The organism is Verrucomicrobiales bacterium (genome assembly GCA_016793885.1).
Classification (GTDB): domain Bacteria; phylum Verrucomicrobiota; class Verrucomicrobiia; order Limisphaerales; family UBA11320; genus UBA11320.
This window is the reverse complement of the sequence record JAEUHE010000085.1, coordinates 1-25,290: the sequence shown is the minus strand read 5'-3', so window position 1 is coordinate 25,290 and position 25,290 is coordinate 1. Positions and strand designations below refer to the sequence as shown.

Genomic DNA, 25,290 nt, shown 5'->3' with positions numbered 1-25,290 from the left:
CCCGCAGGGTTCAAAGAAATTTAGCCGGGGGTGCTCGCACCCCCGGAACTGTTAAAAGTACGGAGCATCGCGCAGCGATGCCACTGGCTTCTGAGACTTGCGTCAACCGCTTCAAGGAACCTAATCAGTTCGTCAGCCCATTGGCCAACGGGTGGCACGCCTTTCAGGGTGCTGTTTATTGGGGGGCCGACAGACCGGGGGTGTCGTTGCGCTCCACGCCCCGGCTAATCTCTTTGAACCCGCAGGGTTCTCGGCTTCGGCATCAGGACCTCACGCGAACACGTGAGGATCCCCTACAACTTGTCTAGTCCCCATTTTTGGAGGTAAAGATGAGGGCTCGACACCGCTTTTCCTTCACGCCGCCCCCCTCTCCAACGCGCGCATTCCCTGAACGCACACCCCAAGCCACTCCGCCAGGTGCAGGAAAAGCGGAGGGTCAACTCTCCCAAATCACCGACCGATCAATCTGGGCGATCGAGGTCCTACCGGTCAGGGCCATCGCCTGCTCCAATTCATCCCGCAGGATCTCCACCACGTGAGCAACTCCGTCGGCACCAGCGACCGCCAGGCCATGCAAATAAGGACGCCCAATCAGCACCGCGGAAGCTCCATAGGCCAGGGCTTTGAGAATATCTGTTCCCCGCCGAATGCCCCCGTCCATCAACACCGGCAAGCGTCCCTTCACCCGTTTGGTCACCCGTTCCAACGCACAGATTGCTGCTGGCGCGGTATCCAACATTCGTCCCCCATGGTTCGAGACAATGATCCCAGCGACCTTGGCCTTGACGGCGAGCTCCGCATCGTCGGGGTCCAAAATGCCCTTCAGCACCAGCGGAAGGCGGGTGACGGACTTCAACCACTCGATTTCCTTCCAAGTCATCCGTGTGTTGCCCCCGCGCATGAGCGAATCGCGACCACGGTTGACATCCTCCATGTAGGGCAGTCCGAGCCCGGTGGGGAGCCGAAACCCAGCACGGATCTGCCGATACCGCGGCCCGACGACCGGAGCATCCACCGTGATGACCAAGGCCTGACATCCAGCCTTCTCGACCTCGCGGATGACTTCAGTCACGAAGCCACGGTCGGATTGGACATACATCTGGAACCAAAGAGGTGCTGTGGCGGCCTTGGCAATCGGTTGAAGGCGCGTGTTGCTGGCGCTGCTCACGACATACAGCGCTCGGCATTTTGAAGCCCCACGTGCCGTCTCCACCTCGCCCCCGGGATGAACCAGGCAGTGGTAGGCAGTAGGGGCCAGTAGAATCGGATGTGGAAGAGAGACACCCAACAGAGAGACGCTGCAGTCGATGCGAGAAACATCGATCAAGACACGAGGGCGCAGCCGGATGGAGTCGAAGGCCGAACGATTCCAACTCGCCGTCAACTCGTCGGCCGCACCACCCGCGACCAACGCCCGCGACATTTTCGGAAGGACCACATCGGCCATCTCTTCGTAATCGGACACGCTGACGATCAACCGTCGTCGATGCCGGATCCTGATCGGCACAACTGGGGATGGAACAGGAGGATGGGTGCGTTTGGTGGCCACCGCAGATTTGTCGCGAAATTCCGAAAAAGGCGCCAGTCCTATCTAGCAACAAAAAGGGCCTCCGTTTCCGGAGGCCCTTGCGAATGGGGATGATGCTAAACCCACCGTTATTGGCGAGCGCGATAGAACCCGCCGGCGCTCTGCTGAGCGGGGGTCAGGGTCAGCGGGCTCACAGCACCAGCGACGGCCTGCCAGGTGGCTCCGTTAACGGTGGCCTTCGATTCCAGCGTGCCCGTGAACGTGATGACCACGTTGTCACCGGACTTGCTGATGCTGATCGTCGGCTGCACACCACCGCCCACGGCGGGAGTCGGATCATTCTTCGGATCGGGATGGCTGAGGATGGTATAGACCACGGTCTCATCCAAGGTCACGTTCTCGAGACTGAGCGGGAGGCTCGGATCCTTGCGAGTGATACCCTTGGCCGCCACCATGATTTCCTTGGTGGTCATCGCCACCGTCGGACGTTCGGTCTTAATCAGAGGAGCGGCATCCGCTTCAAGCGTGCGATCATAGTTGGCAAACGCAGCCACACTGGCCGTGAGGGGACGAAGGGTCTTCGCCACATCATCAAACGCGAGCACACGCAGGTAGGTCTGACGGAGGGTCTTGGTCGACTCGTTGCCCGGGCGGACGAGTTCGTAGGCCACGGCCACGCGGCCGAGAGCGTCGACCGCCAGATTAGCGCGGTCGAAGTCAGGACGAGCAACACCCTCGATACCAGCATCGGCCACGTCCGCGATAGCCACGAACGAACGATCACGAGAATCGAACACGGCCAACCGGACGGTGGGAATACCGCTGGCAGGGCCGGCGAGGAACACATACGGGGTGTTGATGTGGGCGGCGAGACGGGTGTTATCACCACGACCGTCGTCGAAAGCACCCCCGGTCACCACGTTGCTGATGCTGCCCTGCAGGTTGCCCTCGTTGTCATAGAAGTAGAGCACGCCGGAAACGCGGACGCAGAAGCCACCCTTGTAGGCGGCGAGATTGCCCCAGATGGAGCCGTTGGCCACCAGGAAGGTGTCCTTCACAACGCTGCCGTCCGGACGGAAGATCGCCGCAGAAGCAGCGTCGCCATTCGGGTTACGAAGCTTGCTCTTGTCTTCCACCATGGCCACGAAGTTGCCGTTGTCCAAGAAAGCGACATCGCCGCCGAACCGCGAGATCTGTGCGTCGGGAGCAGTGCCCGAGGTGACGCGACCATTCGCGACGTCGATCGCCTTGCTGGTCGGAGTTTGCTTGAGATCGGTGCTCAAGGTGTATGCCTGAACGGTGCCATAGCGGCCGTTGGCCAAACGATCCCATCCCAGCGTCCAACGATCATCCGACTGGAACGCCGGGAACTTGTCCACCGAGGTCTCGCCGCCCACCACGAAGGCCGTGGCGCCAGGGCGCTTGTCGCCGGTGACCCGACCCGGGTTACCGTTCTGACGGGACAGGTTGATCTGGCCGAGGTAGGGCGTGCCGTCGTCGCCATAAAAACCTTCGCCTTCCACGGGATCAGCTCCGTCGACCTTGGCGAACGCCACACCGTAGCGTTGGAAGGTGTCGGAATCCGCAGCAAAGCGATTTCCTTCGATCAAGAACACCGAGTTTCCGAGCACCCCGGCATAGGGTTCCCAGTTGCCCAGGCCCTTGCGGTCCAGCTCGAAGATCGTTTTGTCCTCTTTGATACGGGTCAGGCCAGCCGACACGGCGTCGTTCGGAATGGAGGCCACGAAGACCGCCGAGGAGAACGGGCTGGTGATGAACTTGGCTCCGGCCGTCCCGGCAGGAGCAGCCGAGTAGTTGGCCGTAATGGTTAGTTTGCCACCGCCGAAACGGGAGATGTCGAAGTCGAACGAGTTCGGGTTCGAGTCGGCATCCTGAGCGGAATCCACCACGAAGGACCCGAGATAGGTGCGACCCTGGAACCAGCCGTCGGCGAACTCAGGAACGGCAGCCGCAACGCCCGTTGCAATGCCTTCTTCGTCCGCGATGTAAAGGTCGACGACGACGGTAGGATAGCCCGGATTTGCTGCGGGCACAGAGCCCTTCAGCCGAGCCGAGGTGCTGTCGGTGCTAATCACAGGGACCAATCCCGCCTCCACATCCAAGTACACTTTGCCATAATAATTGGTGAGTAGAAGGGTTGAAGTATTTGGAACAACTTGTGTGGGGCTGACAGGGAACGGGAAGTTGTTCAACAGGCGGTTTCCGCGAGCCGAGACACTACCTCCAACGCCGAGTTCGTCGAAAAAGCTCAATCGGGCGGGGCTGAGTCCCAACTCGCTCGGAACAAACAGATCCGCCGGCCAGTTGTTAGCCACGGTATTCGCTTCCAACCCATCGCTCACCCCGTTCAGATCGGACCCGAAGCGATACTCGGCCGAACCACCGCCGGCGTTCAACACCGGCACACCATTGGTGAATCGGGTTGAACCGTTAGCCCCGATGCCAATGAAGTTGCCCGCGATCACGATATTCGTTCCCGGAGTCTGACCGTAGAACTCTATGTTGTGATCATAGCCCTTGGGAGGAGGCACCACTCCGCCGATCACATTGCGCTCGTCCGCATCGTTCTTGCCGTCTCCATCGGTTCCAATAAGCGTGCTATTGCCGCCACGGCCGATCTCGATCGAGCCCTCGAAGCGACGGAAGTACGCGCTAATGTCGGCATCGAGAGCGGGATTGTAATCCTTCACGCCACTCGGGAACACGTTGAGGTAGTTACCACTGATCCTCGTTCGATTTCCTTCAATAATGATGGGGATCGTGGACACACCGTTGATGACGTTCAACTCAGCGCGAGGGTCGGTGGCATTGGGTCCCACACCGATGATCAGGTCGTTAACCAAGATCGGCCGCTCCGGCTGATCCGGCTCGCGGACTCGATAACGGAAACCAGCCACACCTTTTTCAAGACCGGCCAGCGTGGTGCCGTCGACGTCGACGCCCAGCCAGCAGCCGTTGATGTGACCGCTCGCACCGTGAGCAAAGGAGATACCATAAAGCTTCTTAACTCCCGCCTCAGTCTCGATGAAGGGCTGGCCGAGGATGCCAAGGCCGCGAATCGCGTTGCCGGTTCCGCTGTGGAAACCCAGGACGGTTGTTTCGTCATCACCAAAGCCGGTATCGTCCGATGGAAAATCAGGCTCGAAATTCATCTGCGTGAACGCGCCGTTGCGGGAATCCAAGATGATCTGCAGCTTGGCATTGTTGCCCTGCACGATCGAATTGCGATTCGGCACCGCTCCGGGCTGGGTGTAGCCATCGATGGTCAGATTCGATGCCCGAACCACCGGGTAACCGCCAAAGGGAGTCGCGATGTAGTGAGGACCGTCGCCGGGAATATTGAAGGCGACCGTATCACCATTCTGAGCTTGCTCCAAAGCTTGCTTCAAAGAAAGCGAGCCAGCAGCGGGATTTTCGTTGTCAGTCGTGGTAACTGTCAGGGTGGCAGCGTTCAGGCTGCCCCCAACTGAGAATGCCAGTAAGGCTAGTGATTTAATTTTCATACGTATTTGGGCTGTTGGGGACAAGAGAGAAACTTGCCTTTCGCATCGAAAAAAGGCGAGCGAATAATCGAGGCCAGACAATCATGGGCACGAACACCATGGGGAGTGATCCGAAGCGGTTGTGGGGAGCGGGAACCGATCCGATCCGACGAGGAAAGGGGTGATTTCATGGGGTTACGTTGGGTCTTAAATCTGGGGTATGCGACTGGTAGACTGAGACTACAGTGGGGGGCTCCCGGTCTGGCGCCCCCCCGACCGCTCAAACACGCTTCCCTGGGTTCCGTCACATTGCTGTAACCATTCCCGAGCCGTCGCATCATGGGGTTGAAGCTGCAGATACATTTGAAGGCAGTTCCGGGCGCTCTCGTTGTTTCCCAAATGGAGATGGCAAAGCCCCAAGCCTTGCCAAGCACCGTAATGCCTGGGGTTTACCTCCAAAGCGCGCTCACAATCTCGGATCGAAGCCCCCGGCCGGCCCAGCTGCCAGTGCAGGGAAGCCCGGCGATTCAATGCCTCCGCATAACGCGGGCGGCGCTGGATCAGTTCGTCCAAGCGGGCCAATGCCTCGTCGTACCGCTCGTCGTTGATTGCCTCCGTAGCCGCGAGTAGCTGGCGGGCTGCCGGCGCCCCCTCCGCACCAAACCACAGCGCATCCAGCGCAGTCCGGGCCGCCTCGCGGACGGGAGCCTTGGGATGTTGCAACAGCTCAAAAAGCCGGTCCTCCCCCCCCACCCGGGCCAAAGCATGGGCTGACTGCTCTCGAGAAGGGGAGGGCTCCTCCAACACTCGAGCACACAACAGATCTCGATACCATTCAGTCCGGTGGAGCAGCGCCGCCAATAGGTAGCAACCGGCGATGACCAAAAGCCATCGCGCAATGCCGCTAACCCAGGATTGATGGGAGGGAGCCACCCTCCAATCTACGCCGGATCCGGGGTCGGACGCGATGCGTACCAGCCCCGCCCCGAGATACCCGTAAATCTACAAACCCCAGGTGAGTGGCAAGACTCAGCTCTCTCCATGAACTCTTTTCTCTCCGCGCTCTCCGCGCCTCCGCGAGAGATTCCGACAGTTCTTCAGAGTCAGGGGAGGGATCTTTTCTCGCGGAGGCGCGGAGAGCGCGGAGGAGCGCTCAATCAGCGAGAACGGACTGATCGTGCCGACCAGCCCGATCAGTCCCTCTTCAGATCCGTGTGGTCCGCGTCTTCCGTGGGCAATACGTCCCCACTCCTAGTTCCGCAACTCACACCAGCCCCGCCAGCGTGCCGCCCGGGTTTGCTGCTAGAGAATGTTGGCTGCCAACTCCGCGAGCTCGGAACGTTCACCACGCTGCAGCTCCACGTGGGCAGCAATCGGTTGGTCCTGGAACTTGCTCACGATGTAATTGAAGCCGTTAGAGGCCGAATCCACGTACGGGTTGTCAATCTGGTATGGATCTCCCGTAAACACGATTTTGGTTCCATGCCCCACCCGGGTGATGATCGTCTTCACCTCCAGCGGTGTGAGGTTCTGAGCCTCGTCGATCACCATAAACTGGTTGGCGATGCTCCGGCCCCGAATGTAGCTCAGGGCCTCCACCACGATCGTTCCAGAACGCATGAGATCCGTGCTGCGCCGACTCTCCTGCCCCATGTTCAGGTCGCTCAGCAGTTCCAGGGCATCGTGAATCGGCTGCATCCACGGACTCAGCTTTTCCTCGAGTGATCCCGGAAGAAACCCGAGTTCCTTGCCCATGGAGATCGTTGGCCGGGCCACGACCAGGCGACGAAACTCCCGGTCCAAGACCGTCTTCCGCAACCCAGCCGCCATCGCCATGAGGGTCTTGCCAGTGCCAGCCTTCCCCATGAGGGTCACCAGCTTCACCCGGTCATCCAACAAGGCGTCCAAGGCAAAATGTTGTTCCCGGTTCTTGGGCTTGATTCCCCAGACTCCGTCCCGGGCGTCACCGATCGCAACGAGGCGCTTTCCCGTGGCATCCGCCTTCGCCAGCGCGGTCCGCTTGGGCGAAGACTCGTCGATCAGCGTGCAGTATTCATTGGGATAAAATTGACGCTCGCTTCCCACGTCGATCTCCCCCTTCGCCCGAAACTCGGAGATCCGCTGCGCGCTGAGCGTCATCTCCGTCATCCCCGTATAGAGATCGTGAGCGTGAACGCGGCCGGTTTCGTAGTCCTCAGCCGGCAGCTTGAGAGTGTCGGCCTTGATCCGCAGATTGATGTCCTTGGTGACTAGAACCGTGGGTAACCGAGGCGGAGTCTTCCGAATCTCCAGCGCGGCATCGATGATCAAGTTGTCGACCGATCGGCCATTCCCATTCCCGTAAACGTTTCCGTTATTGGACTTCGCCGCCTTCTTCTGAAACACGATCCGTAGCGTGCCCCCGTTTGAGAGGGAAACGCCGTCGCTCAGGCTTCCTTGCGGACGTAGCCCATCCAGCATGCGGGACACCGCCCGCGCGCTTTGCCCTCGCTCGGAGGTTTCCCGCTTGAAACGATCGATCTCCTCAATCACCTCAATGGGAATCAGGACGTTGTTCTCCTTGAAACTCAGGATCGCACTCGGATCATGAAGGAGGACATTGGTATCCAGGACGTAGTTCTTGACCGTTGCGGGGCGCTGCATGAACGGATGGGGTTCGAGTTAGAGGTTACAAACGCACGAGATGAAGTGACATTAATGACGCGCGGCCTTGACGCGCTCATACCAGGACTGCAAGCGCTTGTGTCGGGCCGGCAGTCGGTAGTGTCCGGAAAAAAGAAAGTTGGCCAGCATGCCATACAGGTCGAAGTCCACAAACCGAGGGGTCTCGTCCAGTAGAAAGGGTCGGGTTTTCAGCATTTGCTCAAAAGGAAGCAACCGCTCATCCAACTCGGCCAACAGGGCCTTCTGTTGCTTCTGCCACAGTTCGAGACACCCGCGTCCAAACCGACGCTCCTTGTGACGCAAGAAGCGAAGCCGATCTGATTTCGGCACAAACTCTTTCCAATAAATATCATTCAGTTTGAAGCCTAGCCCCTCAATCTCCCCCTCAATGTGAGGCCACAGCAGGTCCTGGATTCCCACCCAGCGCTCAGGAAACAGCCCAAGTTCGAAAACGTCATCCAAATACTTCGCGATCACCTGGGAGTTATCGCCGGTTTCGAAAAGGACGGAACGGCCGTTCCGCAACACGGGCACCTGGTAATACCGCTCCTTGGTAAGCTTCCACACGAGGCTGCGATCGCCGTTTGGAATATTCACCACCCGACAGCGAATCTGACCATAGGTCAGAATCTGCCGCTGGACCAGGCAGTAGGGGCTCCACGGAAACTGGATCAGCTCAATCATCTGCGAATGCCGTTTCCATCCCTGTTTTTGAGACCGAATGCAACTTCCAAAAGACAATTTCGAACGAGGATCCTTCCCGAGTCCCTCGCCCATCACCCGATCCAGCCGAACGGCGTTGCAAACGGCGCACACCAGAAATGTAGTCCTAGATCGCGCATAAACAAGCCCTGAACCGCAGGAATCGGGTGGGGCACCTGCCCGACAGGCTGCTATGCTAGTTGGACGGATGCCCGTTAGGCCGGACAAAATAGGAACCGACCTCCGAGAGCTTCCCCTTCACCCTAAGCCAAGGAAGCATGTCGGCATGGCCATCGACGAATAGGTAATTGGCCGCCCCCAGGTGACGCTGGACGTCAACCTGGGACTGGAAGGCTTCGGCCTGATACCCACCCGATTCCGCCTCGGCAAAGTGGTAGTGGTCGGAAACCCCAATGCCCGGACGACTTTCCGTCATGTAGAAGGTCTCCGTGGGATCCGTAATGCTGGTCATTTTTGAGAAGTCCAGATGGGATGCCCCGAAGGGATGCGCCGTCAAAAAATCGTTAATCGCATAGCTATAACGCCGCGTTGGATCCGGATCCTTGGGACAACGATAAAGGTTCGTCGTGGTTAGATAGGGCTGAAGGGCGGCAACCCAGGAATTAGTTCTATGTGCGGATCCCGGAAAAAAGTCCTGGTTGTCGTCCGCATACATCCGCACGGAAAGCCCGATCTGCTTCAGGTTGTTCAGACAGGAAGTGCCGTGGACTCGCAGCTTGGCGCGCGAGACCGCGGGGAGTAGGAGTCCGCCCAGAATGGCGATGATCGCGATGACCACCAAGAGTTCGATCAACGTAAATCCGGCCTCTCCACGTCGGCCCACAGCGCCACCAACTCCGGATAAACTCCGACTCTTCCATGCTCTGGCTAGGAGCAAGGAACGAAAGGCTGATATAAAACCGCTTTGCGGCACAGTTCCAGATGTTGCCCCAGACAATGCGGATGTCAAAGGTGTTTAATGCGGCATTTTGCCCAAGCGAACCAGCTCTGCCTCATAACCCTCCCGAAAAGTAGGAAAGAGCAATCGATACCCCAAGGCCTGTTTAAGCTTGGTATTCGCCACCCTCTTGTTGGTCGCCCCTCGTTTCCGGACTTTCTCGGAAGGATCCACCGCTGGCGGCAGCGGCTGCCCCAGTCGAACGCTCAGCCACCGGAAAAACTCAAACTCCGTAACCGACTCGTCGTCCGCCACATTGACGATATCCCCGGGACGGCCCGACTCGAACGCAGCCAAGATGGCTCCCACCAGGTCATCCCGGTGGATCATGTTAAGCCAGCGATCCCCTTCCCCGGTCAGCCGGGCTTCACCCGCCAGAAACTGTTGAAAGAGATGGCCGCGGTCAGGACCGTAAATGCCGGCACTCCGAAGAATGACCGCGGGCCAGCCGATACTCTTCCACGACTGCAGCAGCAGTTGCTCCACCCGCACCAGCACCTGGCTGGTGCCGTTCTGCGGTTCCGCCGGGCTGTTTTCCGTAACCTCGGAACCGTCGGCCTGCCCATAGACACTGGTACTGCTCAAATGCACATACTTCCGAGGGGGAACAGGCTTGAGCCATTCCAATACGTTCCGAGTGCCCTGCCAATAGAGTCGTTCATAGCCCTCCACCCCTCCTCCTCGCGAGGAAAGTGCATTCACCACCCAATCCCAGCCGGTGCCTACCGACGGGAAGCTAGCCGGATCGGTGACATCCCAAACCAGCGGCTCGATACCGGCCGCGCGGAGTTCCTCGAGTCCCGCAGACGATCGGCGAACGCCCTGCACTGTGTGCCCGCCGCGAACGAGCAGGCCGCCCAATGACGTGCCTACATAGCCACAACCTAGAATCAACACTCGCATCAGCCCGCAACCTAGCGCAGCAGATCACGGAATGCACCCCCGGAAAAGGAGGACTAGACAAGCTGGGCGATACTAGCGCTTCTCACCTTGGCGGCAGGGCCCGAACCCGCAGGGTTCAAAGAGATCTAGCCGGGGGTGCTCGCACCCCCCGAACTGTTGAAAGTACGGAGCATCGCGCAGCGATGCCACCGGCTTCGGAGACTTGCATCACCGGACTCAAGGAACCCAACCGGTTCGTCAGTCCGTTTACCGACGGGTGGCACGCCTTTCAGGGTGCGGTAAAACAGGGGCCGACAGACCGGGGGTGTCGCTGCGCTCCACGCCCCGGCTAATCTCTTTGAACCCTGCGGGTTCTCGGCAGCGAATTCACCCGAAGCTCGGACCCGAATGAACGACAGTCTTCCGGGTTCCGAAACCTTTTGCGGTCTTTCAAGCCGATGCTAGACTGGCCGCCTTGCAGATGAGCATCACCCCAGCCCAAACGCGCCCGACTGAGAACCGAATGGTCAGCCCGACCGGTATCGCTCCCGTGCGCCCCGAACTCTTGGCGCCCGCCGGCGATTGGGAATGCGTCCGCGCAGCGGTGGAAAACGGGGCCGACGCCATCTACTTCGGACTCTCCCGTTTCAACGCGCGCATGCGCGCCAAGAACTTCACCGAGGCGGATCTTCCCGCACTCATGGAGTTTATCCACCGGCGTGGAGTCCGCGGCTACGTCACGTTCAACACCCTCATTTTCGAAAACGAACTAGCCTCCGCCGAAGACTACCTCCGCTCCATCATCGCGGCAGGCGTGGACGCCGCGATCGTGCAAGATGTCGGGATCTGTCGCCTGATCCGCGAGCTCTCGCCGAACTTCCCCATTCATGCGAGCACGCAAATGACCGTCACCAGCCCAGCTGGCGTCGACTTTGCCAAGAAGCTCGGATGCCAGTTGGTGGTTCTGGCTCGGGAATGCTCCATCGCCGAAATCCAGCGGATCCATCAAGCCAATCCCTTGCCGATCGAGGTCTTCGTGCACGGAGCCCTCTGCGTCGCCTATTCGGGCCAGTGCCTGACCAGCGAGTCTCTCGGCGGCCGATCCGCCAATCGAGGCGAGTGCGCTCAAGCCTGTCGACTGCCCTACGATCTCATTTCGGATGGCCGACAGGTGCCGCTCGGAGACCGACGCTACTTGCTCAGCCCCCAGGATCTCTCCGGCCTCGAGGTGCTACCTGAACTCGTGCAGGCCGGAATCTCTTCCCTCAAAATCGAAGGCCGACTCAAATCGCCTGATTATGTGGCCAGTATCACGCGCGTTTACCGTCAGGCCCTGGACCGCGCCCTGGCTGCCGCCCAGCCGGAAGCGACCGACGAAACCTCCAGCCGCGCCTGGAAATACGACCTCGAGATGGGCTTTTCGCGAGGGCTCTACACCGGGTGGTTCAAAGGCATCGACAATCAGGAACTGGTTCACGCCCGATTCGGCAAGAAGCGCGGCGTCTTCCTCGGCACCGTCAGCCGTGTCACGCGGGATAGTGTATGGCTCCAGCTCGAATCTCCCACCAAGCTCGGCGACGGCATCGTCTTCGATGCGGGCACTCCCGATCAGGGGGAAGAAGGCGGTCGCATTTACGAGATCAAGCCGGCGCCAGGCGGCAAGGGTCCTCCCCTGACCGAGCTCAAGTTCGGACACGGCCACATCGATTTTCAGAAGGTGAAGGTGGGCGACAAGGTTTGGAAGACGAGCGATCCCGAACTGGAGCGACGTGTCCGCCAGACCTACGACGGCGACACGCCGAAGTTCCGTCGGCAGCTTCGCGCCGAAGTCCACGGCAAAGCGGGCGAGCCCATGACTCTGATCCTACGAGATGAAATGGGTCATACCGTCGAGGTCCATTCCACGATCCCGCTAGCCTCCGCCCAAAACCGTCCACTCACGACCGAAGTGCTGCGGGAGCAAATCGGTCGACTCGGCGGCACCGGCCTGTGTCTCGGCGGCTTGACCTCTCACCTCGAAGGCGAGGTATTGCTCCCGCTCAGCGAGCTCAATCGTATCCGGCGAGAGGCTGTCTCGCAGATCGAACAGCTGCGAGCGCAGCCCCAGCGTTGGACGCTCCGAGACTCGCAAGCTTACTCCCCCAGATCGCAAACGCGCAGCACTGCAGCGCCCGCGACGCCCGAGCTCATCGTCCTGGTCCGCAACCTGGCCCAGCTCCAGGCCGTCCTGACCACCTCGGTCGCAACAATCTATTGCGAATTTGAGGATCCGAAGAAATACCGCGAAGCGGTGACACTCTACCGACAGTCTCGGCCGACAACTCTTTCCGAAAGCCCAGCCGGAGGCATCTTCGTGGCGCCTCCAAGGATCTTTAAGCCAGGAGAGGAATGGATCCTGAAGCTGATCACCTCCTGCGAAGCGGACGGCGTACTCATCCGCAACTACGACCATTTGACCGCCTTCCCCCAAGGACGGAAAATCGGCGATTTCTCACTCAACGTCGCCAATTCGTGGACGGCCGATTACTTCCTGCGCCACCAAGGACTGGAACGCGTCACCGCCAGCTACGACTTAAACTTCGAGCAATTGGCCGCGTTACTCGAAAGCGGGTCAGCACCCGATTTCGAGATCACCATTCATCAGCACATGCCCATGTTCCATATGGAGCACTGCGTCTTCTGTGCCTTCATGTCGAGCGGGAAGGATTACCACGACTGCGGCCGCCCTTGTGAAAAGCACGACGTGCGACTCAAAGATCGCGTCGGACAGGAGCACCCGCTCAAAGCCGACGCGGGATGTCGCAACACCGTCTACAATGCGCTGGCGCAGACCGGGGCTGAATACGTGCAGCGAATGATCCAGCTCGGCGTGGTTCGGTTCCGTCTGGAATTCCTCAATGAGTCGCCGCAAGTGGTTCTACAAACGCTGGAGATGTATGATCGACTGCTCCAAGGCGAGGTGACGGGCAGCCAGCTGTGGCAGGAGCTCAAGCTCCGCCATCAACTGGGCGTCACCCGCGGCCAGATGGAACGGAACGAAACCTGAACCGATCGGCTGATGGCATCGTGTCCGCGGGTTCGAACGAAACTCACTTCATAAGGTGTATCTTGGAGCTGGAAATCAGACCTGTCGCTCTATCACTCCGCTTGTGAAGGGTTAGAGCTTGTCGGAATTGTAAGGTCCACGCCACCGGAGGCGGCGCAGCGCTAATCCGGCAGCCCCAAGCGCCAGCACAACCAGGGGCGCAGGTTCTGGCACCACGGTGGCGTCCATCGAAACAAATCCAATATTGACCGTCGTGGTACCCCACGAAGATCCACTGTCACTGCTGCGTCGGCCTAGGTCTCCGATCAGCCAACTGCCGGTTTGGGCTGTTGACGCTGTTGCAAACCACACCGGAATGGCACCCCCTCCCTCCAAAGTAAGCCAATAGGTCGTCGATGGAGAGAGGCTCAGCCCGCTCGATGTAAAAGCCTTGTATCCTCCTGAGCTAAACGTTTGCGAAGCGAATGTCTCAAGACTCGACCCGCTGGGGACACCACCCGAGTCCGCGAAAATCCTTGGAGTCACCGTGACGCCTCCTCCGACTGCATCCAATGGAACCACAAAGGAATCAAGCGTGTAGCTCTGGTTATCCGTGGTAAACGAGATAGCAAGCCAGGTGGTACTGCTAAAGTTGGCCGAAGCGGATCCTGCCTCGCCCAGGTTGCTGACGACAGTCGCCGCCTGATTGGAGCTGACGGAAAGGAGCGCCAGTCCACCAAGGGTGATCTTGAACAAAGAAGATAAGGCCGATGACATTGATTGCATAGTTTTACAACGACGAGAGTTGCATAAGACAGCCTGGAATCCCGTGCGGTTATTTACGACCCATCCACCACACGGAGCCACAACTCCCTGCGTCCAGTATCGGCACCGCCTGCGTTGAGTTGAGAAAAATGAACGGGTACCAGGAGCTGAGGGGGACACTCGGTTTCATTTGTATTCACGGGGAGGTTCCGGGCATGATACCCTAGTTATGGATGAGCCAACAGTTTCACGGATTCCGTTTTGGGCCAAAGCTGCCTTTTTTATCGGTGACGCCCTCCTTCTGGGCGTCGCGCTGGTGATCGTGATGGAAGCGCCTCACCCGCTACCTCTACCGCAGGCCTGTTTGCTGGTGGTTTCGGTCATGGCGGGTGCCATCCTGTTCTGCGTGCCTTTCATCATGGAGCACAAAGCCGCCGTGCGGCTGGCCGAGGCGGCCGAACTGAAGTCCGCGAGCGACCAATTCCGGAACTTGGAAGAGCTGGCCGAGCGGATCAGCCAGGCCACCGGACAGTGGCAAACGGTTCAAGAGCACTGCGAGAAGGCAGTGGGCTCAGCCAAGGAAATCGGGGAGCGCATGGTGGCCGAAGGCAAAGAGTTCGCGGCCTTCTCTACGAAGGCGGCCGATGCCGAGCGAACGCACCTACGGCTCGAGATCGACAAGCGCCGTCGCGCGGAGACCGAATCGATTGAGGTGCTCGTTCGGATCTGCGATCACGTCTACGCACTGTACCGCGCGGGCGTTCAGAGCGGACAACCGGCCTTGCAGGAACAGCTCGGTCTATTTCAGCGCGCCGTGCGTGATGCGATTCGTCGTTTGGGGCTGGTGGCGCACGAGGCCGAGCCCGGCACCCCCTTCGATCCGAACCAGCACCAGCTGATGGATCCCAATACCAGTCCGTCCGAAGGAGCGTTGATCGCCGACACCATCGCCAGCGGCTATACGATGCAAGGCCAAGCCCTGCGACGCATCGTCGTCGCCGTGCAGCCCATGGCCGCCGCGACCAACCCCTCCGAGCCCGCGCAGCTGAGCCTCGTGCCCGAACCCACCCCCGAAGCACCTGACGATCCCAAAGGATGATAGGGATCTGGACGAGGGCAGCTCGCGTGAACGGCAAATGATGAGATCTCGTTTCTCAATTGGCGGATTTGCTTGTCTAACGCTGTGGTTCTGCGTCGCACCACTTCAAGCGGGCACGGTAACGGCCACACTAAAGAACGTTGGCGGTGCCAACGCACCCGCAACCGGCACTCGCTTTGTCCTTTCCTACACGCCGTTAAGGCAAACCAACGGGGTTAACCCGGCCACCTTCAGCGGCGTGACGGCAGGGACATACACCCTAGAAGGTTATTCCAGCAGCACATTTTGGGGTGAGGAGTTCTGGGCGAGCGAAGACGTTTCCGTCTTGGCCGGACAAACCACATCGGCCTCAGTGACGCGACGTTATCCCTATGCGTCGTCCGTTGTGGTTTCCAACGTGACCAGCGGCGGGGTGATTTCAAGCGGAGAGACATTGCCGGCCGGAACGCAGGTTCGAGCTTTTGTCACAGTAACAAATGCCTTGGCGAGCGCCGCTTTGAACAGCCGGGTGCGATTCATTTTCGACATCAGCCAATCGGAGCCATACGGTGAATTCGACAGCACCACATCCTTTCAATCGGTGGCGGCCTTGGGTCGCCGCACATTCACGTTTGATTTCACACCGACAGTGGCAGGGCAGAATTGGTTTGCCTATCGGGTGGATACCACCCTCTTGAACGGGAACACCCTCACGACAGACAGTGCTGGCTGGCAACAGGCTTTTCAAAGCCTTCAAAGCCTCACCATCCTTGGCCGCGTTGCCTATCATAGCTACAGCGGATACTTGGCTTCGCCAATGAATGCCAATGACGGCCACATCTTTATATTCACTTTGCCGAACGGAACGCTTCGCCGATTGACGCAGGGACTGCCGATTCAGAATGCGATGAACCCGCACATTTCTAACGACGGCTCGCGAATCGTTTTCATGGCGATACCTCAAGGCGGAGCACTGAATCAAAACTCGCTCGAAATCTACTGTTACGACTTGGCGACAGAAAGTCTGACTCGGCTCACAACGAACGGCGTCCCCGACGAAGATGCAAAGTTCTCACCAGACGGACAAACGATCGTTTTCAAACGAAATGGCCAAGTGTGGATGATGGGCGCTGATGGGGGCAGCCCGATCCAACTCACGTTCACGGCTGACGAAAAGTCCGGGCCGAATTTCTCACCAGATGGAGCAGACCTGATCTACTGGTCTGAGGCGGGAGCAAATGCGGATGTCTGGCGAATGACGGTAGCGGGAACGGGCGCGGAAAAAATCATCGGAACCGCGCGTCTGCAGGAATACTACCCGATTTACCGGGATGCTCAGAACATCCTCTACACGCGCTGGGAATCCACCGGTGATGCACTCGACAAGATTTACAGCTATTCAACTTCATCTACCAAGACTCATAGGCTGGCGGTGAACCACGCTGGCGCGAACGATTCGGATTCGTTTCCTGTGGACTCAAATCTGATAGGCTTCTCCAGTGACCGGAGCGGAGGGGACGGCGGATATGATGTTTACCTGGGCAATCCCGCCACAGGAGTGGTCTTTGCGCTTCCGGCAGCTAACAACACCCTCCATGACCTTGGCGGTTGGTACTCACCCTATTCCGATGCGCGAAAAGTGGTGGTGCTGAATCCAACAAACCGAGCACAATTCATAGGTGGCAGCACAACCATTCTCAGGGCAAGGGGATACTCGAATGGCGGAGTGTGGGCGGGCGCATCGCCGAAAATCGTGCTCCTAGGAGCGGTGAACGCGGAATTCACCGGCTTGCATGACGATGGAATGAACGGGGACCAAACCGCTGGCGATGGAATCTACTCGAAGTCGGTAACGCTCCCCTCACAGGTGGGAAACTACACGGTTTATAGCTCAGCGAAGACAACTGATAATGGAATCACACATGAAATCCGCTCAACGAACGTGAGCATCTCGCTTGTCAACCTGACCCCGCCCACCCTAAGCAATCCGCGTAAAGTCGGAACTACCTTTACTGTTTCCCTCCCGACGCAACTTGGTTTCAACTATGTCTTGGAATTCAAGAATTTCCTGACTGACGCCAACTGGACTGCAATCCAAACCAACGGTGGCACTGGCGGGCCGATGACGCTGACGAATACAGGGGCTACGACAGTGAATCGTTTCTACCGTGTTCGTGTTCAGTAGCGCCCAATCCCTCTTCTCATCCGGGCCATCTGAGTAATCCGTGGTTAACTCCCTTTCCCTGCTCCTCCAGTTCCCACCGCCACCGAACCAATCATTTTTGAACCACGGATTTCGCTGATTCCGCGGATCCGAACAGGACTACCGATCCCTCTTCTCATCCGTGTCATCCGAGTAATCCGTGGTCAACTCCCTTTCCCAGCATACCCAGTTCCCGCCTTCCAGTGGGATCCGAGTGGAACGCTCGCGACTTATATGTTTGCTCAAGTTTCAGCGTGCAAAGTCGAGGCCAGCCAGCGAGAATAATGCTGTGAGGCACGAGGAGATTACCAAGGATATCATCGGTGCGGCCATGGCTGTACTAAACCAGCTCAAACCAGGATTGGATGAGAAGCTCTATGAAAACGCTCTGATCATCGAACTGGTAGACAGAGGACATTCAGTCGTCCAACAGAAGGACTACCCGGTCCACTACCGAGGCCACTACATAGGTAAGCTTGTGCCCGACCTAATTGTAGACGATCTAGTCATCACAGACCCCAAGGTAGTGAGTGCCTTCAGCGAAACGCACCTCGCTCAAATGTTAGGCTACCTCAACATCACCGGTTTGGAAGTCGCACTGTTACTCAATTTTAAATACGCAACTCTGGCTTGGAAACGGGTCGTCTCGGGCCGCACACCCCAGTGAACTCCAGTCTGAAATGACTCTTTCGAACTCCGGCCTCCCGATCCCTCTTCTCATCCGTGTCATCCGAGCAATCCGTGGTTAAATCCCTTTCTCTGCTCACGCCGTTCCCGAACCAATCCTTTTTGAACCACGGATTTCGCTGATTCCGCGGATCCGAACAGAACCCCCAATTCCCCTTCCCATCCGTGTCATCCGAGCAATCCGTGGTTAACTCCCGCCCCCCATTTTCCCATTTGAGATTTTTCCGCGGTCCAAGCAAACTTCGCCCGCATGTTTTCACACGTTGTCATTTTCTGGACCGATCCGAAGAATCCCAACGCCGTTCAAGAGCTGCTCGACGGCGCGGATAAGTATCTCAAACCCATTCCCGGCGTCCTGCACTACCACATCGGAAAGATGGTCGGCAGCCCCCGACCGGTTGTGGACCAAACCTATCAGGTCGCGCTGAACCTGGTGTTCGCCGACAAAAAGGGTCAGGACGACTACCAAGTCCATCCCCTCCACGTGGAATTTGTGGAGAAAGTGTTCAAAAAGAACTGCGCGCGCGCACTGATCTACGACTTCGCCTAAGGCGTTGGCGTCCTTTCAGCACAGCCGGCTGGTCGACCTGCACCAGCCGCCTCAACTCTTCCGGCACGGCCGCATATCCGGCCGTGCCAGGTAAACAAGACAGGCTGGGTTCCCTCATCGCTTTCGCTTCAGACCATGCCCTCCACCGCCTCGCGTCTCAATGTGTTCACGGAATCAGTCATTCGAGGAATGACGCGGCTCTCCAACCGTTACGGCGCCATCAACCTTTCCCAAGGATTTCCCGACTTCGATCCTCCGGAAGAGGTGCTCGCTGCCCTGGAACGAGCCACCCGCGGGCCGCATCACCAATACGCGGTTACCTGGGGCGCTCCTCGCTTTCGCGAAGCCCTAGCGCGAAAAATCACCCGCTTTAGCGGAGTCCCGGTGGATCCCGACACCCACCTCGTGGTCACCTGCGGGAGCACTGAAGCCATGATGGTGGCCATGATGACCGCCTGCAATCCAGGCGACAAAGTCATCGTGTTCTCTCCCTTTTATGAGAACTACGCGGCTGATGCGATCCTGTCCGGCGCACAACCGATCTACGTCCCGCTTCGCGCCCCAGACTTCGCCTTCGATCCCCGAGAACTGGAGGCCGCGTTCGCGCAGAAGCCCAAAGCCATCGTCATTTGCAATCCGTCCAATCCAACCGGGAAAGTCTTTACTCGAGCCGAGCTGCTCCAGATTTTAGCTCTGGCCGAAAAACACGATACCTTCGTCATCACCGACGAACCCTACGAGCACATTGTCTTTCCTCCCCACGAACACGTCTACTTTTCAGCGCTCCCCGGAGCGGCCGAGAGAACCATTACCTGCAACTCGCTTTCCAAAACGTATTCCATCACCGGATGGCGGCTCGGCTATGTGCAAGCTTCGCCCGAAGTCATCGCCCAAGCCCGCAAGGTCCACGACTTCCTGACCGTGGGTGCCGCTGCGCCCCTGCAGGAGGCAGCCGTGGCCGGTTTGGAACTGCCGGACAGCTATTACACCGGACTCCGCGATCTCTACGCCCACAAACGCGAGGTCTTCCTCAGTTACCTCCGCCAGACCAAACTCCCCTTCACCGAACCCCAAGGGGCCTACTACGTGATGGTCGATATCTCCAGCCTGGGCCACGCGCGGGATACCGATGCGGCTGAATGGTTTATCCGCGAAGTCGGTGTCGCTGGCGTTCCCGGATCCAGCTTCTTCCGCGAGCCCGAACACCGCTACATCCGCTTCCATTTCGCCAAGCGTGAGGAAACCCTGCGGGCCGCGGGCGAGCGACTCCTTCGCTTTAAATAGACATACATATCCTCAAATCAAGATTAGTTGATTTGACAAAGAATTGCTATTAGGCATTCTTCAGAAGAGGCATCCGTAGGGCTGAGGCACGAGTGAATCGGTCGGGCACAGCGATTCACCTAGCCGGGCCGATGCCGATCAATCTAGGGAACGCAGTCAGGACTCGACATGAGCAAGCCAAAGAATCGTGCAGCAGAGCTGGAACGTCTGCTTCGGGAACGTATCGTCATCATCGACGGTGCCATGGGGACCGTCATCCAGCAATACAGCCTGGACGAGGCCGCATTCCGGGGCGAGCGGTTCAAAGATTGGAAGGGCAAGGACCTCAAGGGCAACAACGAGCTGCTGAACATCACGCGTCCGGATGTCATCGAAGAAATTCACCGCCGCTATTTCGAAGCCGGCGCGGACATCGTCGAGACCAACACCTTCAACGGACAGTTCATCTCCCTAGCGGACTATGGGATGGAATCCCTGTCCTATGAGCTGTCGCGTTCCGGTGCTGAGTGCGCGCGTCGTGCGGCGGATGCGGTCATGGCCAAGCAACCCGGCCGCACCTGCTTTGTCGCGGGTGCCATCGGACCGACCACGAAAACCTCGTCGATCTCGACCGATGTTAATGACGCCTCCTCCCGCGGAACGACGTTTGATACCCTGGTTCAGGCTTATGGTGAACAGGTCCGTGCGCTCTTGGACGGTGGAGTCGACATCCTGCTGGTTGAAACCATTTTCGACACCCTGAACGCCAAAGCGGCGTTCTTCGCCATCCAGCAAATCCTCGACGAACGCGGCTTGGTTCCCCTGCCCTATGGGAGCGCCGTGCCCGAAGGGAAAGAAGTCATTCCGCTCATGGCTTCCGTCACCTTCATTCAGAAGGGTGGCACGCGCGGAGTGACCGGGCAAACGGTTGAGGCCTTCTGGAACTCGATCTCCCACGTGCCCTTGCTCAGCGTGGGAATGAACTGCGCGCTCGGACCGAAGGAGCTGCGCCCGCTGATCGAGGAACTCTCCCAGCTCGCTCCGCTCTACGTCAGCGTGTATCCGAACGCTGGGCTCCCGAATCCTTTGCTGCCCACCGGTTTTCCAGAGACGCCCGAAAGCTTGGCTCCGCAGCTGCAGGAATGGGCCCAAAACGGGGTCTTTAACATCGTCGGCGGCTGCTGCGGCACCACTCCACCCCACATCGCCGCCATCGCTGCCGCTGTGAAGGGCATTGCGTCTCGTGTTGTCCCCCAAGCCAAGCCGTACCTGCGGCTGAGCGGCAACGACGCGCTGACCCTCACGCCCGAAACCAATTTCATCAACATCGGTGAACGAACCAATGTCACCGGCTCGCCAAAGTTCTCCAAGCTGATCCTCGGTGGCCAATACGAGGAAGCGGTCGCCGTGGCGCGCCAGCAGGTGGAGAACGGGGCACAGATCATCGACGTCAACATGGACGAGGGAATGCTGGACGGCCAAGCAGCCATGACCCGCTACCTGAACTACATCATGACCGAACCGGAGATCGCCAAGGTCCCGATCATGATCGATTCGTCCAAATGGAGCGTCATCGAAGCCGGCCTCAAATGCGTTCAAGGCAAGGGCATCGTAAACTCCATTTCCCTCAAAGAAGGGGAAGACAAGTTTCTGGAGCAAGCCCGGCTAGTCCGACGCTACGGGGCCGCGGTCATCGTCATGGCCTTCGACGAACGAGGTCAGGCCGACTCCTACCAACGCCGGATTGAAATCTGCCAGCGCTGCTACAACCTGCTCACCCAAAAGGTGGGCTTCCCGCCTCAGGACATCATTTTCGATCCGAACATCCTGACCGTGGGAACGGGCATCGATGAGCATAACAATTACGCGGTCGACTTCATCGAAGCGACCCGTTGGATCAAAGCGAACCTGCCGCTCGCCAAAGTCAGCGGCGGCGTTTCCAACATCTCCTTCAGCTTCCGCGGAAACAACGCCGTGCGCGAAGCGATGCACAGCGCCTTCCTCTACCACGCCATCAAAGCCGGCCTCGACATGGGCATCGTCAATGCCGGCATGCTCGAGGTGTACCAGGAAGTGCCCAAGGATCTGTTGGAACGGGTGGAAGATGTGCTGCTCAACCGCCGTCCCGACGCCACCGAACGCCTCGTCACCTTGGGAGAAGCTCTGAAAAAGCAGGGCTCCAAGGAAGGACCTGAGAAAGTCGATGCCGAGTGGCGCAAGGGACCAGTCGAGGATCGGCTCAGCCATGCTCTGGTCAAAGGCATCGTGGACTTCATCGATGCCGACACGGAAGAAGCGCGCCAAAAGTACGGCCGTCCTTTGTTGGTTATCGAAGGCCCCCTGATGGCCGGGATGAACGTCGTCGGGGATCTCTTCGGCGCTGGAAAGATGTTCCTACCCCAGGTGGTGAAGTCCGCCCGAGTCATGAAGAAGGCGGTCGCCTACTTGTTCCCGTTCATGGAAGCGGAGAAGGCCGCGGCACTCGCCGCGGGCCAGACCGTGCAGGCGCAAGGCAAGGTCCTGATGGCGACCGTCAAAGGCGACGTTCACGACATCGGCAAAAACATTGTCGGGGTGGTGCTCGGCTGCAACAACTACGAGGTGATCGATCTCGGGGTGATGGTGCCTTGCGAAAAAATCCTCGAGACCGCCCGTCAGGAGAAGGTCGACATCATCGGCCTCAGCGGGCTCATTACGCCTTCCCTGGATGAGATGGTTCATGTCGCACGCGAGATGGAACGCCAAGGCTTCCGCATTCCGCTGCTGATCGGAGGCGCGACTACCAGCAAAGCGCACACCGCGGTGAAGATCGCCCAGAACTATCAACAGCCGGTCGTTCACGTCCTGGACGCCAGCCGCGCCGTGCCCGTGGTCAGCCAGCTGATCAGCGGGAGCCAGAAGCCCGCCTTCGTAAGCCAACTTAAAGAAGAGTATGACCGAGTCCGGGCTCAGCATGCCGGCACTAGCGCCAAATTGGTCAGCTTGGAAGAAGCTCGCAAACAAGCGCCGCAGCTGAGCTACGACAGTCTCTCGCAACCTGAGTTCATCGGGATCCGTAAGCTCACGAGCGCCCCCTCAGCCGCCCAAGGGTCAGCAGAATCGATCCAGCTCAAGGAGCTGGCTTCCTACATCGATTGGTCCCCCTTCTTCCACACCTGGGAATTGCGCGGCCGATACCCGGCGATTCTCCAACACGAGAAATACGGCGAACAAGCTCGGAAGCTGCACCACGACGCACTGGCCTTGCTCGACCGGATGATCCGTCAGAACTTGATCACCGCCACGGGAGTCTACGGGTTCTTCCCCGCGAACCGCGTGGGTGATGACGTGGAGCTCTACACCGATGAGTCCCGACGAGAGGTGAAGGCGCGCTTCCATTTCCTCCGCCAGCAAGTGGAGAAAGCCCCCGGACAGCCCTACTTCTGCCTCGCTGATTTCATCGCTCCGCGCGACGCAACCCCATCCAACTCCGCCCCCCTTCCCGATTATATCGGAGCCTTCGCCGTGACCACGGGCGGAGGACTCAAGGAGCTGATCGAAGCGTTCCGCAAAGATCACGACGACTACAATGTCATCATGGCGGAGGCGTTGGCCGATCGGCTGGCGGAAGCTTTTGCCGAGTTCTTGCACCAGCGAGCCCGACGGGATTGGTCCTATGGTCGTGCGGAGACCTTCTCCACCGAGCAGCTCATCGAGGAGGCGTACCGTGGCATCCGGCCCGCCGCCGGATACCCTGCGTGCCCTGATCACACGGAGAAGGGCACCTTGTGGAACCTGCTCAAGGTTGAGGAGAACGCCGGTATCAAGCTAACCGAAAGCTATGCCATGTGGCCGGGTAGCAGTGTGAGCGGACTGTACTTCGGTCATCCGCAATCCAAGTATTTTGCCGTGGGTAAGCTTGGTAAGGATCAGATCCTGGACTATCACCTGCGCAAAAATCTAACCCTCCAAGAGGTGGAGCGCTGGCTGGGACCCTATCTGAACTACGATCCCGCAGCGCAGGCGACATCGACAGCCGCAACCGGTTGCGGCTGCGGCAAGCCGCACGGCGTCTAGGCAAACGAACCTGGATCCGGCAGCTGATGAACCACGGATTGCGCGGATAACACGGATGGGAAGAGGGGCCTGGATAGTTCTGATCGGATCCGTGGAATCAGTGAAATCCGTGGTGAATACTCCCGTTCCCCAGGAAAATAAAAAACGCGGGTGTTGGCGCACACACAGAGAATTTGCCAAGACCCGCGCTATCTATCCACACGGATAGACGGTGTTCGATCCCGATAGGAGTGCGTGTGTTCATGTGTTCGCCGCCTACCGGCCCGAGGAAGGAACGTTCGGCTCCTTCCACCGTATACTACGCCATCCGAGCCTGCTTATTACAAAAAATCAGCTACTTCAGCTTCCCCGCTGACCAGACCAAGCCGCGCGCCAGCAAATCGATGAAGACCGGATCGCGGAAAGTATCGTCGGAATGTCCGTAGGTCGTCCCGAAAACCCGCGCTTTTCCATACTGATTCACCCAGATCACCGGTTGCTCCTGTTGACTCTTCTCACTGGTGGACACGGCGAGCGCTTTCGCCCCCGGCCACAGCTTCTCGATGATGTAGAGCTCATCCATCGGCGTCACCCAGTTGGTCGGAAATCCTTTCATGATCGGATGCTCCGGAGCCACAACTCGAACCGGATACCGGCTCTGGTGATCATGGCGCCGGCTGGTTACACCCAAGAATTCCCGCCAATCATCAAACTTGGCTGCACGATAGGTATGCATCGCGCAATGAATTACCATCGCTGATTTGCCAGCGCGATGTGCCGCGGTGATCTTCTTCACGTACTCTTGCGAATCCGTGTCCGCGAAGCACTCGTTGTGGACAATGACATCAAAGGGTTTTGCCCAGCGGGGATTGTCATAGAGAGCGATCTCGGCCCGGGTCCCGGTGTTCGGATCTTGCAGGATGGTCCAGTCCACATTTGCCTGCTTCGAAATCCCGAGGGTCATCGCCTGGGATTGAAAGGCGTAGTTGTGGCAGCAGCCTCCGGTGATCAACAGGACGCGAATCGGCCGTTTACCTGAGTACAGCATTTGAGCCGCCGGAAGCGACGCGGTGGCACAGACGGTCAGGGCAATCACCCCGGCGGCAAAGCGAATGAAGCGTTTCATGGTGAGACCAAGGCTAACGCGAGATCTCACCCATTCCTATAAGAAATCGTCTTGGAGTGCGGTAGACCTCTCTAAGCATTACCCACAAGTTCTTCGACCAAATGTTAGAATCCCAAAGGGATTCCGCCTCAAAGCCCAGGGTTGGCGCGACGCAGGAGCGCCTACCCTGGGTTAGTCGTTGTTTTCTCACAACCCCAACGCGGGTTGCGCTTGGGATCACCTGAAGCCCCACAGGGTTCGCAACCCACGATGGGGTTGTGGATTCTATGGCGTTTTCCCCAGGGTAGCTCGTTCCTCCCAACCCTGGGCTTTGAGGCGCAA

The 25,290-nt window shown here is 58.7% G+C and carries 16 protein-coding genes; 7 read left to right on the top strand and 9 right to left on the bottom strand.

Going from position 1 to position 25,290, the window contains the following annotated elements; translation table 11 throughout:
- Positions 1-436: 436 nt before the first annotated feature.
- The 7 genes from JNN07_10160 to JNN07_10130 all read right to left on the bottom strand — a co-directional run bounded on the left by JNN07_10160 (position 437) and on the right by JNN07_10130 (position 10,258).
- Complete coding sequence (locus JNN07_10160) at positions 437-1,507, bottom strand: alpha-hydroxy-acid oxidizing protein (GenBank protein MBL9168093.1); 1,071 nt, start codon at positions 1,505-1,507, stop codon at positions 437-439.
- 149 nt (positions 1,508-1,656) lie between these two features.
- Positions 1,657-5,052, bottom strand: coding sequence for a hypothetical protein (locus JNN07_10155; protein MBL9168092.1), 3,396 nt, complete (start codon positions 5,050-5,052; stop codon positions 1,657-1,659).
- Between the two features lie 219 nt (positions 5,053-5,271).
- Positions 5,272-5,964, bottom strand: a complete 693-nt coding sequence (locus tag JNN07_10150) for a tetratricopeptide repeat protein (GenBank protein MBL9168091.1) — start codon at positions 5,962-5,964, stop codon at positions 5,272-5,274.
- A gap of 369 nt (positions 5,965-6,333) precedes the next feature.
- Entirely contained in the window at positions 6,334-7,674 is a 1,341-nt protein-coding gene (locus tag JNN07_10145; GenBank protein MBL9168090.1) for a PhoH family protein, read from the bottom strand.
- Positions 7,675-7,725: 51 nt separating this feature from the next.
- Positions 7,726-8,379, bottom strand: a complete 654-nt coding sequence (locus JNN07_10140) for a glutathione S-transferase (protein MBL9168089.1) — start codon at positions 8,377-8,379, stop codon at positions 7,726-7,728.
- A 214-nt stretch (positions 8,380-8,593) separates the two neighbouring features.
- Positions 8,594-9,241, bottom strand: coding sequence for a prepilin-type N-terminal cleavage/methylation domain-containing protein (locus JNN07_10135; GenBank protein ID MBL9168088.1), 648 nt, complete (start codon positions 9,239-9,241; stop codon positions 8,594-8,596).
- A gap of 132 nt (positions 9,242-9,373) precedes the next feature.
- On the bottom strand, positions 9,374-10,258 hold the full coding sequence (locus JNN07_10130) for an SDR family oxidoreductase (GenBank protein MBL9168087.1): 885 nt from the start codon (positions 10,256-10,258) through the stop codon (positions 9,374-9,376).
- Positions 10,259-10,760: 502 nt separating this feature from the next.
- On the opposite strand from JNN07_10130, the gene JNN07_10125 reads away from it, so the two are divergent.
- Entirely contained in the window at positions 10,761-13,283 is a 2,523-nt protein-coding gene (locus tag JNN07_10125) for a U32 family peptidase (protein ID MBL9168086.1), read from the top strand.
- Between the two features lie 111 nt (positions 13,284-13,394).
- On the opposite strand, the gene JNN07_10120 is transcribed toward JNN07_10125, so the two are convergent.
- Positions 13,395-14,039, bottom strand: a complete 645-nt coding sequence (locus JNN07_10120; GenBank protein MBL9168085.1) for a PEP-CTERM sorting domain-containing protein — start codon at positions 14,037-14,039, stop codon at positions 13,395-13,397.
- A 217-nt stretch (positions 14,040-14,256) separates the two neighbouring features.
- On the opposite strand from JNN07_10120, the gene grpE reads away from it, so the two are divergent.
- From grpE to metH, 6 genes are all read left to right on the top strand, one after another.
- Positions 14,257-15,126: a nucleotide exchange factor GrpE gene (gene grpE, locus JNN07_10115; protein MBL9168084.1), complete on the top strand. Its 870-nt coding sequence runs from the start codon at positions 14,257-14,259 to the stop codon at positions 15,124-15,126.
- A 37-nt stretch (positions 15,127-15,163) separates the two neighbouring features.
- Positions 15,164-17,290: a PD40 domain-containing protein gene (locus JNN07_10110; protein MBL9168083.1), complete on the top strand. Its 2,127-nt coding sequence runs from the start codon at positions 15,164-15,166 to the stop codon at positions 17,288-17,290.
- A 256-nt stretch (positions 17,291-17,546) separates the two neighbouring features.
- Positions 17,547-17,975, top strand: a complete 429-nt coding sequence (locus JNN07_10105; GenBank protein ID MBL9168082.1) for a GxxExxY protein — start codon at positions 17,547-17,549, stop codon at positions 17,973-17,975.
- Positions 17,976-18,245: 270 nt separating this feature from the next.
- Positions 18,246-18,545, top strand: a complete 300-nt coding sequence (locus JNN07_10100; protein ID MBL9168081.1) for a Dabb family protein — start codon at positions 18,246-18,248, stop codon at positions 18,543-18,545.
- Between the two features lie 135 nt (positions 18,546-18,680).
- Positions 18,681-19,829 carry a pyridoxal phosphate-dependent aminotransferase gene (locus tag JNN07_10095; protein MBL9168080.1) on the top strand — a complete coding sequence of 383 codons (1,149 nt, stop codon included), beginning with the start codon at positions 18,681-18,683 and terminating at the stop codon, positions 19,827-19,829.
- A 168-nt stretch (positions 19,830-19,997) separates the two neighbouring features.
- Positions 19,998-23,864 (top strand): methionine synthase, encoded by a 3,867-nt coding sequence (metH, locus tag JNN07_10090; protein MBL9168079.1) that lies wholly within the window; start codon positions 19,998-20,000, stop codon positions 23,862-23,864.
- Positions 23,865-24,198: 334 nt separating this feature from the next.
- On the opposite strand, the gene JNN07_10085 is transcribed toward metH, so the two are convergent.
- On the bottom strand, positions 24,199-24,969 hold the full coding sequence (locus JNN07_10085; GenBank protein MBL9168078.1) for a ThuA domain-containing protein: 771 nt from the start codon (positions 24,967-24,969) through the stop codon (positions 24,199-24,201).
- Positions 24,970-25,290 lie beyond the last annotated feature (321 nt).

Excerpts from the sequence above, each read along its gene's own strand:
- JNN07_10095 (MBL9168080.1), top strand. The coding sequence starts at position 18,681 with ATGCCCTCCACCGCCTCGCGTCTCAATGTGTTCACGGAATCAGTCATT.
- JNN07_10085 (MBL9168078.1), bottom strand. The coding sequence starts at position 24,969 with ATGAAACGCTTCATTCGCTTTGCCGCCGGGGTGATTGCCCTGACCGTC.
- JNN07_10155 (MBL9168092.1), bottom strand. The coding sequence starts at position 5,052 with ATGAAAATTAAATCACTAGCCTTACTGGCATTCTCAGTTGGGGGCAGC.
- grpE (MBL9168084.1), top strand. The coding sequence starts at position 14,257 with ATGGATGAGCCAACAGTTTCACGGATTCCGTTTTGGGCCAAAGCTGCC.
- JNN07_10110 (MBL9168083.1), top strand. The coding sequence starts at position 15,164 with ATGATGAGATCTCGTTTCTCAATTGGCGGATTTGCTTGTCTAACGCTG.
- JNN07_10140 (MBL9168089.1), bottom strand. The coding sequence starts at position 8,379 with ATGATTGAGCTGATCCAGTTTCCGTGGAGCCCCTACTGCCTGGTCCAG.
- metH (MBL9168079.1), top strand. The coding sequence starts at position 19,998 with ATGAGCAAGCCAAAGAATCGTGCAGCAGAGCTGGAACGTCTGCTTCGG.
- JNN07_10145 (MBL9168090.1), bottom strand. The coding sequence starts at position 7,674 with ATGCAGCGCCCCGCAACGGTCAAGAACTACGTCCTGGATACCAATGTC.
- JNN07_10120 (MBL9168085.1), bottom strand. The coding sequence starts at position 14,039 with ATGTCATCGGCCTTATCTTCTTTGTTCAAGATCACCCTTGGTGGACTG.
- JNN07_10130 (MBL9168087.1), bottom strand. The coding sequence starts at position 10,258 with ATGCGAGTGTTGATTCTAGGTTGTGGCTATGTAGGCACGTCATTGGGC.
- JNN07_10125 (MBL9168086.1), top strand. The coding sequence starts at position 10,761 with ATGGTCAGCCCGACCGGTATCGCTCCCGTGCGCCCCGAACTCTTGGCG.
- JNN07_10100 (MBL9168081.1), top strand. The coding sequence starts at position 18,246 with ATGTTTTCACACGTTGTCATTTTCTGGACCGATCCGAAGAATCCCAAC.